The following is a 13,560-nucleotide window of genomic DNA, read 5'->3' as shown; positions in this document are numbered from 1 at the left end:
AGGGGGAGGTAAGGCGCTGAACAATCAATATTTTTGTAAATCCGGCGGTGACTTTTGAACGCCGCATTGAATGATAAACAGGACCAGTAATGCTCATCCAAGCCCAAAACCTCAGCCGCATTTACAAAACCCCGCGCGCCGCGAGCAACTGGCAGGAGCGCTTTACCCAGCTATTGCAGCCGCAATACGACGAAAACAAATCCGTTAGCGACGTGAGTTTTGACATCGCGCGCGGCGAATGTGTGGCCTTGGTTGGCCCCAATGGCGCGGGCAAATCGACGACGATCAAAATGCTCACTGGCATCTTAGCGCCGAGCAGTGGTCGTGTGACGGTGGCGGGCTTTGACCCGATGCGACAGCGCCAGCAATACGTTAAGCGTATTGGCGTGGTGTTTGGTCAGCGCTCGCAATTGTGGCAAGACCTGCCGGTGCGTGACTCTTTTGCCATTTTGCAGGCGCTGTTTGACGTGCCCGATGCCGTGTATCAACAGCAGCTCAAACTATTCCGCGCTGACGGCGGCATGGATGAATTCTGGGATAGACCTGCGCGCACGCTGAGCCTCGGCCAGCGCATGTTGTGTGAAATCGCCGCCGCGTTTTTGCACGCGCCGGAAGTGGTTTTTCTCGACGAACCAACGATAGGTCTCGATCTGGAAATGAAATCACGGATGCGTGCGCTGATACGCAAGCTCAATCAGGAAGCCGGAACGACGGTGCTGATTACCTCACACGATGTCGGCGATATTGAGCGACTTACCCGCCGTTTGCTGCTGATCGACCACGGTACGCTGCGTTTTGACGGCAGTTTGAGCGATTTCCGTGCTCACGCCGGAGACGGGCGCTGGTGGGCGGCGCGTGTTGACGCCAGCCAGATTGCTGCGGCGAATGAAGTGCTCGCCGCGCATCCGGCGGCTCTGGCTGTGCGCAGCCGCGGCGACTGGCTAGAAATCGCCCGCCACGACGACGCCCTGCCCTTTGCTGATTTGGTCAAGACGCTTGCCCCATTTACCGTGCATGAAATCAAGCCGGTTGAGCAGAGCTTTGAAGACCTTCTGCATGGGTTTTATGTCGGCAAACAGCTGCGCTCCGATGTGGTGGAGGAAGCTGCTGTATGAAGCACAGATTGAAAGCCTGTACCGCTTTGGCATGGGGTAATGCCCGCATCGTCGCTACAGATAAGCGCGGTAGGGCCATACTCACCCTGGGTTATTTGCTGGGCATGTGGTTGCTGTATTACCTGTGGCAGGCTTTGTACGCCGGGAATAATCAGCACGCCGGGATGAATTTTGCGACCGCCTTGCTGCATGTCGTGACGGCGCAAACGCTATTTGCCGTCTTGCAGGCCTTTGGCGATTGGCGGCTGGCACGAGAGATTCGTTCGGGAGAAGTGGCAACCGCCTTGACACAACCTATCTCGCTGCCGCTGCGTCACGCCGCTATGTCGCTCGGGCGCGTGCTGGCGCAGGCAGCCTACTTTCTGCCCGCTTTTGGCGTGTTTCTGCTGTGGGCCGATTTGCGCCTGACGCCCAGCTCGTGGCTGCTGCCGATTGCGTCAATCGCCTTGTCCTTTGTGCTGCTGTTCTGTATTGATTTTGTCGTTGGTCTGGCGGGCTTTATCGCCACCGATTTATGGGGCATTACCGCCAGCAAGGATGTGGTGGTGCAGTTTCTCGGCGGCGCACTGATCCCACTCGCCTTCCTGCCCGCTGGCGTGCAAGCCGCCCTGCACTGGCTGCCGTTTGCGCATTTTTTCAATACGCCAGTTGCTTACCTCACCGGACAAAGCAGCGACATTACGCCGCTACTGATTCAAGCGGTCTGGGCCGTGCTGTTTGTGCTGGCAGCACACATGGCCAGCCGCATCATCCAGCGCAAGCTGGTGATTTTTGGCGCTTAAAAGGAAGTCGCAATGAAGGTTGATTTTGGTAAAACCGCGCAGGATTACCGCCAGCATCGGGCAGGATTTCCCGAGGCATTTTTTGCTCGGGCGGCTGCGCTGGGGGTGGGGCTCGCCGGGCAGCAGATGCTGGATGTAGGTACGGGAACCGGCACCTTAGCGCGGGGTTTTGCGCTGCGCGGTGCGCAGGTGACGGCTCTGGATCCGGCTGCGCCACTGCTAGAGCAGGCACGCAGTCTGGATGAGCAGGCAGGTGTGCAGATTGCATATCACGAGGGCACAGCCGAAGCGCTGCCATTTGGCGACGAGAGTTTTGATGTGCTCAGTGCCGGGCAATGCTGGCACTGGTTTGATCGCGCTAAAGCTGCGCAGGAAGCGTATCGGGTGTTGCGCCGTGGTGGCGTCATGGCGATTGCGCATTTTGACTGGCTGCCGCTCAGCGGCAATGTAGTTGAAGCGACCGAGCAATTGATTTTGCAGCACAACCCCGGTTGGCAAGGCGCGGGTGGAACAGGCATTCACGCGACGCATTTTGCCGATTTGGCGCAGGCCGGTTTTGTCGGGCTGGAGTCTTTTTCCTTTGATGTTCCGGTGAGCTACAGCCACGAAGCCTGGCGCGGGCGAATTCGCGCCAGTGCAGGCGTAGCCGCCAGCCTTAGCCCCGCCGCAGTTGCAGTGTTTGACCAAGAGTTGGCCGCGCTACTGGCGCGTGATTTTCACGATGATCCACTGTGCATTCCGCACCGGGTATTGATGGTGTATGCCCGCAAATATTAAACAGGAGCAAGTAATGAGCAATCCATTTATTGGGGTCTGGCAACTGGTTTCCGGCGAATGTGGCGAGCCGGGGCAGGCGGTTGAAGCGTATGACATGAGCTTGTTGAGCTCGCGCAAGGTGATTGGTGGGCGGCATTTTATGTTCTTAACGCTGAAAGACGGCGCGTTTTATTCGTCGGCCAGCGGTGCGTACACGTTTGACGGACTGTGCTATACCGAGCAGCCGGATATGGCGTCCTACGCGCCGATGGTTGGCCAAGCGTATGTGTTTGAGTATCAGATCGACGGCGATCTGTGGCACAACCGCCGTTTTGAGGATGGGCGGCAGGTGGAGTATGAAATCTGGCGCAAAATCGGAGCTTGATGCATGGCCGATTTGCTTGTGATTTTTGGCCCCGGTGCGGTGGGCAAAGCCAGCGTTGGGCAGGCTTTGGCGGCCAGAACCGGCTTTCGCCTGTTTCATAATCATCTAACGGCCGATCCGGTGGCGCAGCTATTGGGCTGGGATCATCCGCAGTTTGCTGCGCTCACCTGGGATTTGCGCATGCAGCTCTTTCGCGCGGCGCTCGCTGATGCTGCTCACCCGGGCGTGATTTTTACTTTTGTCTGGGCATTCAATGTGGCCGAGGATGGCGAGTGTATGGCCGCTTTGCGCGATCTGTTTCTGGCGCATGGTCGCCGCGTGCGTTTTGTCGAGCTGAGCGCTGCTTTGCCCACTCGCCTAGCGCGTGAAGGCACGCCGCAGCGCTTGCAGATGAAGCCCGCCAAGCACGATGTGGCCTCAGCGCGCAGCTATTTGCAGCAGGCCGCGGCGCAATATCAGGATCAAAGTCTGGGGCAGTTTCCCTGGCCGGACGACTGGATGCTGATTGATACCGAGCAGCATCAGCCCGAGCAGGCTGCCGAGCAGATTATCGCGCGCTGGCCGCAGCTGTTTGCGGCAGAGACGGTGCAGGCCTGAGATGGAAAACGCCGCGAATATCATGCTCAGCACCGACTTATCCACGATGGACTGGCCGCGGATTACGGGCTGGCTGGCCAGCTCGTACTGGTCGCCGGGGATTAGCCAGCATTACGTCGAGCAAGCCGCCCGTGCCTCAACGGTGGTGATCGGCGCGTTTATTGATGGCGTGCAAGTGGGCTATGCGCGGGTGATCAGCGATACGGTGCGCTTTGCCTATCTGGCGGATGTGTATGTTGATGAGATGTATCGAGGCAAGGGTATATCGAAGAAAATCATTACTAGATTGCTCTCTGAGCCAATACTAGCTCAGGTATCTCGCTGCTTTTTGCTCACGGGTGACGCGCATGGTTTGTATGAGCAGTTTGGATTTCAGCTTTACCCCAGCCCGGAGCGCATGATGGTGCGGGAAAATCCGGGCGGGATCGATTTCAGCCGGATACCCGCTTAAGCAACTTATACCGATTTATTCATCGCTTATACAGACTGGGCTAACAGCAGGCTCACAGCTTGCTAAGTACTTGCCCACAAATTTATCCACAGGAAGGGTAGTATGACTTTTGCCACCGCCTACCTGCGTATGGCGCGCGCCGACGCAGCGGCAAAAATGGAAAATCGCGCTGATTTTGGCCTGATTATGCTCGGCGTGATCTCAACGTCGCTCGCTAGCATGCTCACGGTGTACTTTATGCTGGGCGCTTCGGGCTCGGTGATGGGCTGGAGTCGGGGTGAAATCATCTTTATGCAGGGCTTTATGTTTACCATTTTTGCTCCGCAAAGCAGCTGTTTTAACGCCATGTACTGGGTTGAAGTCTGGCTGAAAAATGGCAATTTCACGCGCTTTTACACCCGCCCCGGCCACCCACTCTTGCTGCTGATGCTGGAAAAATTTCACCCACAGGGCTTTATCTGCCTGTTCACCGGCCTGGCTTATTGCGTGTTTGGGCTGTGGAATACGCCCTATTTAACCGACGTGCTGTTCTGGCTAAAATTCGCCATTATGCTGCCATTTGCAGCAATTGTGCTGCTATCAATCAATATGATGGCGGTATCGAGCTGCTTCTGGTTTGGCGAATCTTTTGCCATGCAAGTCACCGTGGGCAAGCTCACCGATATGTCGCGCTATCCGCTCGAACTTTTTCCCAAGCTGGCGCGCTACGCCTTTATGGCTTTGCCGCTGGCGGGCATAGTCTGGTGGCCTAGCCTGGCGCTGCTGCGCGATGCCAATGTCTGGAGCACGATTGCGCTGATGGGGCTGATTGCTGCGGGTTCGCTGTATGCCTTGCACTGGCAATGGAAGCTGGGGATGCGGCATTGGGCGGGCGCAGGCGGTTAAAGCTTGTGGATAAAACCTGTGGATTATTTTTGGGTAAGTGAGCCATCGGCAGGCAAGCACGGCTGATCGGCATGGTATTGAGCATGAAAACACACGCACACGAACACGTTCACCCATGGGCAGCGCGGCTGCAGCAACATATCGACGCTTGGCGCGCCGCCGGGTATTTGCAAGGCGCGGTGGCCATCACCTTACCCGATGGCCAGCAGATCGTCGGGGCTGGCGGGCTGGCCGATCCTGCGCACCAGCTGGAAAACCGCATTGATACGGTCTTCCGCGTCGGCTCGCTGAGCAAAAGCTTTACCGCTGCCGCCGTCTTGCAGCAAATCGCCGCAGGAAAGATCGCGCTGGATACGCCGCTGGCGCGGTTTTATCCGCAGCTGGCCAACGCCGCGCAGATCACGCTGGAAGACTTGTTGCGCCATCGTTCCGGCGTCGCCAACTTCACCGCCCAGCCCGAATACTGGACGCAAAAAATGCGCCTGCCGCATAGTCCGGCTAGAGCTGATTGCGTGGATTCACACGCTGGAGCCGGAGTATTGCCCTGCAGGCCAACATGCATATAGCAATAGCGGCTATACCCTGTTGGCTGCCATTGTCGAGCAAGTGGCCGGGCAGGATTTTCACAGCTACCGCCAGCAGCATCTATTCGATCGCCTGGGGCTTGCCGCCACCTTTGTCGACGACGGCAGGCGCATTATCCCGTGTGCCGCGCGCGGCCTGCTGCCCGCCTACGGAATGCAATATGCCGAGGCGCTGGATATGAGCGTGGCCTTTGGCGCTTTTGATATTGCCGCCAGCGTCGGCGACATCAGCACGTGGCTCAGCGCCTTGCGCAGCGGCGCGCTGCTAGGGGCTGAGTTAAGCGCGCGCATGCTGGACATCGAGCGCAGCGACTTTGCGTTTGGTTTTTGCGCCGGACAATGGCTAATCCAAGGCCAGCCGCAGCGGCTGGCGCAGCATTTTGGCGATGTAAATGGCTTCTTTGCCATGATGAGCTTGCTGCCCGATGGTGGCAATGTGGTGGTACTCAACAACGCCTTCGGCATGCCGGTTGACCGGCTGGCGCGTGAGCTGGCCTGCATCGCCGTCGGAGAAACCATCGCCCCGCCGCCGCCACTGAGCAGCACGCCGCCCGACGCTGCACGTTTTGCCAGCGGCGAATACCGCGCCGACGACGGCAAAACGCTCGCGCTGGTCTGGCGCGGCGGCCATCTATACGCCTGCAGCACCCGGCGCTATGGCGTGCCGGTCAGCTACCCTGTGTGGGCCATTAACGATCAGCAATGGTGCGCCACGGCCAGCATTCTGCCGGAACAATTTACCGTGCAGCACAACGGCGAGCTACTCTGGCGCGACGCCGAAGGCATCAGCCGAACCATGCGACGCGTGCAGGCCGTGGGTTGAAGATGTAATGGCAGCCAAAAGACAGATCCTTGTTTAACAAATGAGAGACGCAAAATGAAAATCGCCATAGCATCAGACCATGCAGGATATGAGCTAAAGGAAGCGTTGAAGACATTCTTCGGGCAAATTGATTGGCTTGATCTGGGGGCTCATAACCTGGATTCAGTGCATTACCCTGATTATGGCTTTGCCATGGGTGAAGCCATTACGGATGGTAGAGCTGACCGAGGGATTGTGATCTGCGGTTCAGGCATAGGGATTTCGATTGCTGTAAATCGCTTTCCAGCCGTGAGAGCGGCCTTGTGCACAAACTCGACCATGGTGCGCCTGAGTCGATTGCACAATGACGCCAATGTGTTGGCGCTTGGGAGCCGAATCATAGGATTCGAGGTGGCACAGGAATGTGTCGATGCTTTTCTCAGTACGCCGTTTGAAGGTGGGCGTCACCAACAGCGAATTGACATGCTGAGTGCTAATGTTTGTCCGTCTGCTACTAGCCCAAGTTAAGTACACCCCATCCCTTCTTGGGGGATCTTGCCCACAAATTTAGAGCAGTGGTATGCCTTGGTTGATTGCACTCAACCTCCACCCGCGTGCCGCTGCTCGAAATCCAAGCTAGCTGGTAAGCAGAGTGGGCAAATCGCCGGATCTGGCCGGTGTGGAATTTGGTCAAAATCGATTTAGCGAGTTTGCCTTGCTGGTGGATGTGAGGCGTGGATAAGTATTGTGGATAAAAATCGCTGATTTTCCAGGGCCTTAGCACCCATTACAAAGCCAGCTGTGCGTTTCGCGCCTCAAGCACGTAGCACACTTTGCAATCCACCGCTCACTTAAAAAAATCAATCACTGCGCGCAAAGCGGCGGACATATTGCGGCCACTTGGGTAATACAAATAAAAATATTCAGCTGCAGGTGCCCAAGCGCTTAAAACGTATTGCAGTTGCCCGGCTTGAACCAGCGGCGAGAGCATTTCGTCATAGCTGTAACATATCCCCGCGCCATCGACAGCGGCGCGCAATAGCAAGGCCAAATCATCGCTGATGATCGTGCCCTGAGTTGCGACGGTGAAGATTTGTTCTTCCTTGGCGAATTCCCACTGGTAATGTACGCCACTGGGAAAACGAATTTGCAAACACTGATGTGTTAATAAATCTGCCGGTGTTGCAGGTTGGCCGTAAGTGGCCAGATAAGCTGGCGCTGCTGCCACGCTAAAACAAACTGCTTTACCCAGCCGCACGGCAATCATGTCTTGCTGTACGCGCTCTCCGAAACGAATCCCGGCATCAAATCGCTCGGCCACAATGTCAACCAAAGCATCGTTGCAGACAATTTCGAGTTCAATGTCTGGATATTGCCGTCTAAATTCAGCAAGTTTGGGGGCTAATCGCAATTGTGCGGCGGCACGCGGTACATTCAGCTTTACTCGGCCAGCAGGATGCTGCCGAACGTCATTCAGACCTTCTATCGCTTGCGCAATCTCACCCAATGCAGGGTTTAAGCGCTGCAGCAATTGTTCGCCAGCCTGAGTCGTGCTCACGCTGCGTGTGGTGCGGTTGAGTAAGCGCACGCCCAAGGCTTGTTCTAATTTGCGCAAGGTATGACTTAGCGCTGACGGCGTAAGCTGTAATTCTCGTGCGGCCTGGCGAAAGCTGCCGCATTGGGCCACGCGCACAAAGGCATTCAAATCATTCAGGTCGATTTTCATTGTTGAAAAATATTCAGTAGTGTAGTGATTATTGGCTAGATTGTTGCATCAATCAACGGCGGTGATACTACGGTTTTCACTTTTCAGTGGTCTCAGCATGAATTCAGTCCCCTCTTTCCATAACAAAATTGTCCTTGTTACCGGCGCATCTTCCGGGATTGGTTTAGCCAGCGCCCAAGCTTTTTTGGCGCAAGGCGCTAAGCGCGTCTATATGACCGGGCGCGACGCCGATAAACTCGCAAGCGCCGTTGCTGGCTTGGGGAACAATGCGATTGGCGTTACGTACCGACGTAGCCGATTTGGCGCAAATTGAACAACTGAAAACGGCCATTCTGGAGCGCGGCGACCGACTCGACGTTATTTTTGCCAACGCAGGGGTGGCGCACAATAACAGTCTGGGTACAACTCACGAAGCCGACTTTAGCCGTATTTTTGATAGCAATGTCAAAGGCGTTTTTTTCACCGTGCAAACCTTGCTGCCACTACTGAATGATGGCGGCAGTATCGTGCTCAATGCTTCGGTTGCGAGCAATAAAGGTATGCCTAATTTAAGTTTGTATAGCGCATCCAAAGCGGCGGTTCGCTCATTTGCCCGCTCTTGGGCCAATGATTTAAAAAATCAACAAATTCGGGTTAACGCAATCAGTCCGGGCGTAACCAGAACGCCGATTATGGAAAATGGCTTGAAAATGAGCGAGGAACAAATTGCCCAATTTGCGGCGTATTTAGTTGATGCAGCCCCTGCTGGTCGTATGGCACACACTGATGAGATTGCAGCTGCGGTGTTATTTTTAGCTTCAGCAGCAGCAAGCTACATCAATGGTATTGAGCTAAGTGTTGATGGTGGATTTACACAAATTTAAAGCGCGTCATGAGGCTAAGGCATGGTCATGCTGTGCTGACGCCTCATCCCCACACCCCCAGAGCGTCAAATTGTTAATCAAGCTCAATGGCTTTGTGAAAGGAAAATCTGGATGTTCACAAACGGGTACTACATTACGGCGGAGCTGAGAGTAAAAGACGCCAGCAAAATTCACACAACAAAACAGGCGCTGATGACGCTTTGCGAAAAGACGCTGACTGAGCCGGGTTGCTCAGTTTTTACCCTGCATCACGACCAAACGACGCCAAGCCGCTTTCTACTCTGGGAGCGTTTTGATGATGAAGCCGCTTTCAAGGCTCATTTTGAAATGCCTCATACGCAAGAGTATATGGCGCAAGATTTAACCGAGGTGGTTCAGTTTTTCCAAACCAATACCGCCTAACAAGAAACCGACCAAGGTTGAGTATCGGGGTTTGCTGCTGTGAACTCAGTATTCACTGATCAAGGCTACGCCAGCACTCAGCGCCATCTCGACCTGCCTGCCATTGCTCGATAGCCGCGCTGCCTGCGAAGCAGAGCGGGTAAAACGCCGGATTTGGCCGGTGTGGAATTCGGTCAAAATTGATTTAGCGAGTTTGCCTCGATGGTGATTGAGGCATGTGGATAAGTGTTGTGGATAAAAATGACTGTTTTTCCAGTGCTTTAGCGGCCATCGTCCCAGTCAGACGCGGCAGCGCCAGAATTTTTCTGGTGGCAGGTATTTCATCGCTATGTTTTTGAGCGGAATTTTTCGGGTCGAAACAGGGATGATCCATGGCGCGTCTGGCCGCTGCTATTATATTCTGTTGAAAAAGTCGGTTTCTCTCCTGCTCCATGACAAACACACCTAGAAATTGCTTAATAATTCAGCAAATCGACATGAATTTGCTTAAATAACAGGCAGATTTACTAGAGTTTTGCATCGATTTTCGTGAACAGCGGCAAGCGCCCGACTTTTTCAACAGAATAATTACAAAGCCAGCTGTGCTTTTAGCGCCTCAATTGCGTAGCGCACCTTGGCCGGTTGCGCCTCGCGGCGTGGTGTTACGGCGTAGATGGCGATGCTGGGTAGCTGCCATTCGGGCAGCACAACCATCAGGCGGCCTTCCTGAATCGCGTTGCGCACTTCCGGCTCGGGCTGAATCGCCAGCCCCATGCCTGCCAGCACAAATTCGCGTGCCGACACGATGTTATTGCTGATAATGCGCGGGGTAATCGGCGGTTTGGCGACCTCGCCGCCGGGGTGGAAAAACGCATAATCGCTACGGCCAGCCTCTATGGTGATCCAGTCCAGCGCGCTCAATTGCTGCGGATGCTTGATCGCCGCCTGCCGGGCCAGATATTGCGGTGCGGCCACCAGCACATTCGGCCAGTCGGCCAGATGGCGGGCGATCAGGCTGGAATCTTTCAGCTCACCCGCGCGCAGCGCCAGATCGATACGATGGCTGACCAGATCAATCATTTCGTCATGAAAAAACAGCCGTAATGACAGCTTGGGGTGCAATTTGAGCAGCGGTGCCAGCGCCTGGCTGATGAGCGGCCCAGCAAAGCCGGTGGGCGCAGACAGCCGCAGCTCGCCGACGGGCGCATCGCGCAGCTCGCTAATGCGCTGCTCGGCCAGCTGCGCCGCCGCCAGCATATCGGCGCAGCCCTGATAAAACACACTGCCCGCTTCGGTGAGTGTTAGCTTGCGCGTCGTGCGATGCAGCAAGGAGACATTGTGCTGCGCTTCGAGCTTGCTTAAATGCTGGCTCACCGCCGATGGCGTCATACCCAGCGCCTTGGCTGCGGCGTTCATCGAGCCCAGCTCGACCACCCGCGCAAAAATCGCCATTCGTCGCAATGTATCCATTTCGCACCCACTATTAAGTTTTGCTAAACAATGAATGCCATTTTTGGCGGCTTATCGCGCATTAAGCAAGTGATTATGATGATCTCACTGTTCAATCACTCATCAATGCAAAGGAAACAATATGAAAATCGCTCTTATCGGTGCAACAGGTTTTGTCGGCTCGGCCATCCTGCAAGAACTCACCCAGCGTGGCCATCAGGTGACGGCGCTAGTGAGTAATGTCGCCAAAGTACCCGCCCATGAATTAGTTACCGCCCGCGCCAGTAATGCCTATGATGCGGCCGATATGGCTGCCGCCGTGGCGGGGCACGATGCGGTGATTTCGGCGTTTAACCCCGGCTGGGGCAAGCCCGATATTCAGGCGCTGTTTTTGCAAGGCCACAATGCGATTGTGGCGGGCGTGAAGGCCGCTGGCGTGGCCGATTTTCTGGAAGTCGGCGGCGCGGGCAGCTTGTATATTGCACCGGGCGTGCAACTGATCGACACGCCCGAATTTCCGGCGGAATGGAAAGAAGGCGCACTGGGCGCACGCGAAGCGCTAAACCTGCTACGCACTGAGAGCAGCCTGAAATGGCGCTTTGTATCACCGCCAGTTTTTCTCGCCCCCGGCGAGCGCAGCGGCCAGTATCGCCTGGGCGGTGACGATGTGTTGTTTGCAGGTGAACAACCGGCTGGCATTTCGGTCGCCGATCTGGCCGTGGCGATTGTGGATGAAATCGAAACGCCAAAGCACATCCAGCAACGCTTTACCGTAGCCAGCGTGTAAAACGCCTGAGGGTGGCAGAACGGTATCAGCCTGATCCAGATGTCACCCAAAAGGATAGCTCCCTTATTGCAGCGCAAGCCGGGGTGGGCTGAATGCTGGGTTGGTGGCACTCAGCCGGGCTGGCTGGCGTGCTCCAGCTCATGGGCAATCAGCCAGCGTTTGCGCTCCAGCCCGCCTGCGTAGCCGGTCAGTGAGCCATCTTTGCCGATAATCCGATGGCAGGGAATAATAATTGCAATGCGATTGCAGCCATTGGCCGATGCCACTGCGCGCACTGCTTGCGGCTTGCCGATCACATTGGCCTGCGCCTGATACGAAGCCGTTGTGCCATACGGCACATTCAGCAAAGCCTGCCAGACCGCCTGTTGAAACGCCGTGCCCGGCGCATGAATCGCCACGGAAAAAGTCTGCCGCGTGCCAGCAAAATATTCGCTGATCTCCTGCTCGGCTTGCCGGGTATGCTGGTTTTCCCCGGCGATGATTCTTGCTTGCAAACGGCGCTGCAAATCCTGAAACTCGGTTTCCAGCATGCGGCGGTCGACAAATTCCAGCAGACACACGCCCTGCTCGCTGGCGCAAACAAACATTGGCCCCAGCGGCGTGGTAAAGCGGTGAATCAGGATCACGGCCGAATCGGTATTGTGCATCGGGCTGGCTCCGGTGAGTTTTTTATAGGTGTAGGCAAAGCCGCTGAGCGACTCGTAGCCGGATTCGTATGCGGTTTCCAGCGCCCTTTTGCCGGTTTTTAATTCTTCCAGCGCGGTATTGATGCGCAGCATGCGTTGAAAAGCCTGAAAAGTCAGCCCGTAGTGCTGGCCAAACCAGCGGCGCAAAACTTCCGGGCTAATCCCCAGTTGGCGTAGCTGAAAATCGCTGAGTTTTTGCTTTGGGTTCTGCCGCAGCAGCTGCAAAGCCTGCTCCACCTGCGGCGGTGCTGAATGCGCATTTTCGGTGGGGCGGCAAATCTTGCACGGGCGGTAGCCTGCATCCAGCGCGTCTTTAAAGCCGGTATAAAACTCGACATTTTCGCGCTTGGGCTTGCGCGCCCGGCAGGTCGCAATACAAAACACCGAAGTGGTTTTCACGCCAACAAAAAAGCTGCCCACATATTCGGGCGAGCGATCAAGCAGGGCCTGATAAAAGCGATCAATCTGCTCTTCATCCACAATACGCATCGTTAAATCCCTGCCTGAATCACCATCACGCCGCCCACGTGCAGCGCATACATCCACAATACGGAAAACGCCCGCTGCACAACAACCGAAAACTGGACGAGTATTTTTGAGTGGCCGTCGGTGCTGGCACATAAGCCAGGTCAGTGCTGCTTAGTGCCCCGCCGCTGGGCGCGCCTGCAATAGCGCAATAATGCGCTGCATCTTGGTATCGGGCTTGCGCTGTTGCAGTGCTTGCGCCAAAGCCAGCGCCGTTTGCTGCTGATTATTCACGCGCAGCGGGTCTGCGCCATGCGCTAGCAAGATCGCCACTTCATCGGGCTGGCGCGCCAGAATGGACGCATGCAGCGGCAGCCAGCCTTGCGCGTCCGGCTGATTAATATCTAGCCCGCGCGCCTGAAAAAAAGCCACTAGCTCGGCTTTATGCTGCGCACTGGCGCGGCCTTGCACCACAAAGCCCATACCCGCCCCCGCCTGCAGCCGGGCAATATCGTCCGCTGTGCCGCGCAGCTGAAATACATAAGCGCGGCACACCTGCGCCGCTGCCGGAATCAGCAGCCCACCTTCATCGGCGCATACCAGCGCCTGCTCGATATCCAGCCGGTGCAGGTTATAAGCCGCCCCGGCCAGATATAGCGTTGCAAGCGTAAGCAGCCCAGTGGGCAGCAGGTGTCGTAAAGTCATCATGAAGTCTGCCTTATGTAATTGCGCCCATCATAAATCCAAATCAGCCGCGCCAGCCTATTAAATCCCTCACTCGCGAATGTGCGTAGCGATTTGCCGCGTATTTCATTATGCTTGCACCCTTCTTTCTCATCAGTGATG

At 55.9% G+C, this 13,560-nt stretch carries 17 protein-coding genes and 1 pseudogene; 13 read left to right on the top strand and 5 right to left on the bottom strand.

Going from position 1 to position 13,560, the window contains the following annotated elements; translation table 11 throughout:
- The first annotated feature begins 89 nt into the window (after positions 1-89).
- The 9 genes and pseudogenes from ABHF33_RS08350 to rpiB all read left to right on the top strand — a co-directional run bounded on the left by ABHF33_RS08350 (position 90) and on the right by rpiB (position 6,885).
- A complete protein-coding gene (locus ABHF33_RS08350; RefSeq protein WP_348946536.1) occupies positions 90-1,115 on the top strand; it encodes an ABC transporter ATP-binding protein in 1,026 nt (341 codons plus the stop codon).
- On the top strand, positions 1,112-1,897 hold the full coding sequence (locus ABHF33_RS08345) for an ABC transporter permease (RefSeq protein ID WP_348946535.1): 786 nt from the start codon (positions 1,112-1,114) through the stop codon (positions 1,895-1,897). Before ABHF33_RS08350 ends, ABHF33_RS08345 begins: the two co-directional genes overlap by 4 nt.
- A 12-nt stretch (positions 1,898-1,909) precedes the next feature.
- Entirely contained in the window at positions 1,910-2,674 is a 765-nt protein-coding gene (locus ABHF33_RS08340) for a class I SAM-dependent methyltransferase (RefSeq protein WP_348946534.1), read from the top strand.
- A 13-nt stretch (positions 2,675-2,687) separates the two neighbouring features.
- Positions 2,688-3,038: a hypothetical protein gene (locus ABHF33_RS08335; protein ID WP_348946533.1), complete on the top strand. Its 351-nt coding sequence runs from the start codon at positions 2,688-2,690 to the stop codon at positions 3,036-3,038.
- 3 nt (positions 3,039-3,041) lie between these two features.
- On the top strand, positions 3,042-3,635 hold the full coding sequence (locus ABHF33_RS08330; protein ID WP_348946532.1) for a hypothetical protein: 594 nt from the start codon (positions 3,042-3,044) through the stop codon (positions 3,633-3,635).
- A 1-nt stretch (position 3,636) separates the two neighbouring features.
- Positions 3,637-4,086 carry a GNAT family N-acetyltransferase gene (locus ABHF33_RS08325; RefSeq protein ID WP_348946531.1) on the top strand — a complete coding sequence of 150 codons (450 nt, stop codon included), beginning with the start codon at positions 3,637-3,639 and terminating at the stop codon, positions 4,084-4,086.
- A 102-nt stretch (positions 4,087-4,188) separates the two neighbouring features.
- Positions 4,189-4,971 carry an ABC-2 family transporter protein gene (locus tag ABHF33_RS08320; RefSeq protein ID WP_348946530.1) on the top strand — a complete coding sequence of 261 codons (783 nt, stop codon included), beginning with the start codon at positions 4,189-4,191 and terminating at the stop codon, positions 4,969-4,971.
- 71 nt (positions 4,972-5,042) lie between these two features.
- Positions 5,043-6,378 (top strand): annotated as a pseudogene (locus tag ABHF33_RS08315) (serine hydrolase domain-containing protein).
- A 54-nt stretch (positions 6,379-6,432) separates the two neighbouring features.
- The gene (gene rpiB / locus ABHF33_RS08310) at positions 6,433-6,885 is read left to right on the top strand and encodes a ribose 5-phosphate isomerase B (protein WP_348946529.1); all 453 of its coding nucleotides are present in this window, start codon (positions 6,433-6,435) and stop codon (positions 6,883-6,885) included.
- 319 nt (positions 6,886-7,204) lie between these two features.
- On the opposite strand, the gene ABHF33_RS08305 is transcribed toward rpiB, so the two are convergent.
- Positions 7,205-8,083, bottom strand: coding sequence for a LysR family transcriptional regulator (locus ABHF33_RS08305; protein WP_348946528.1), 879 nt, complete (start codon positions 8,081-8,083; stop codon positions 7,205-7,207).
- A gap of 97 nt (positions 8,084-8,180) precedes the next feature.
- Here ABHF33_RS08305 and ABHF33_RS17005 point away from each other — a divergent pair, with 97 nt between their 5' ends.
- The 3 genes from ABHF33_RS17005 to ABHF33_RS08295 all read left to right on the top strand — a co-directional run bounded on the left by ABHF33_RS17005 (position 8,181) and on the right by ABHF33_RS08295 (position 9,348).
- Positions 8,181-8,396, top strand: coding sequence for an SDR family NAD(P)-dependent oxidoreductase (locus ABHF33_RS17005; RefSeq protein ID WP_432803977.1), 216 nt, complete (start codon positions 8,181-8,183; stop codon positions 8,394-8,396).
- The gene (locus ABHF33_RS08300) at positions 8,350-8,946 is read left to right on the top strand and encodes an SDR family NAD(P)-dependent oxidoreductase (protein WP_348946527.1); all 597 of its coding nucleotides are present in this window, start codon (positions 8,350-8,352) and stop codon (positions 8,944-8,946) included. Before ABHF33_RS17005 ends, ABHF33_RS08300 begins: the two co-directional genes overlap by 47 nt.
- A gap of 111 nt (positions 8,947-9,057) precedes the next feature.
- Positions 9,058-9,348: a putative quinol monooxygenase gene (locus tag ABHF33_RS08295; protein WP_348946526.1), complete on the top strand. Its 291-nt coding sequence runs from the start codon at positions 9,058-9,060 to the stop codon at positions 9,346-9,348.
- A gap of 184 nt (positions 9,349-9,532) precedes the next feature.
- Here ABHF33_RS08295 and ABHF33_RS08290 read toward each other — a convergent pair whose 3' ends face one another.
- Both ABHF33_RS08290 and ABHF33_RS08285 read right to left on the bottom strand, forming a co-directional pair.
- On the bottom strand, positions 9,533-9,781 hold the full coding sequence (locus tag ABHF33_RS08290) for a hypothetical protein (RefSeq protein WP_348946525.1): 249 nt from the start codon (positions 9,779-9,781) through the stop codon (positions 9,533-9,535).
- 134 nt (positions 9,782-9,915) lie between these two features.
- On the bottom strand, positions 9,916-10,797 hold the full coding sequence (locus ABHF33_RS08285; RefSeq protein ID WP_348946524.1) for a LysR family transcriptional regulator: 882 nt from the start codon (positions 10,795-10,797) through the stop codon (positions 9,916-9,918).
- A 121-nt stretch (positions 10,798-10,918) separates the two neighbouring features.
- On the opposite strand from ABHF33_RS08285, the gene ABHF33_RS08280 reads away from it, so the two are divergent.
- On the top strand, positions 10,919-11,563 hold the full coding sequence (locus tag ABHF33_RS08280) for an NAD(P)-dependent oxidoreductase (protein ID WP_348946523.1): 645 nt from the start codon (positions 10,919-10,921) through the stop codon (positions 11,561-11,563).
- A 110-nt stretch (positions 11,564-11,673) separates the two neighbouring features.
- Here ABHF33_RS08280 and ABHF33_RS08275 read toward each other — a convergent pair whose 3' ends face one another.
- Positions 11,674-12,738: a bifunctional transcriptional activator/DNA repair enzyme AdaA gene (locus tag ABHF33_RS08275; protein WP_348946522.1), complete on the bottom strand. Its 1,065-nt coding sequence runs from the start codon at positions 12,736-12,738 to the stop codon at positions 11,674-11,676.
- Between the two features lie 150 nt (positions 12,739-12,888).
- A complete protein-coding gene (locus tag ABHF33_RS08270; protein WP_348946521.1) occupies positions 12,889-13,422 on the bottom strand; it encodes an ankyrin repeat domain-containing protein in 534 nt (177 codons plus the stop codon).
- Between the last annotated feature and the right edge of the window lie 138 nt (positions 13,423-13,560).

Source organism: Chitinibacter sp. FCG-7, from assembly GCF_040047665.1.
In the GTDB taxonomy this organism is placed as follows: Bacteria; Pseudomonadota; Gammaproteobacteria; order Burkholderiales; family Chitinibacteraceae; genus Chitinibacter; species Chitinibacter mangrovi.
This window is presented reverse-complemented; position numbering and strand designations above follow the sequence as displayed.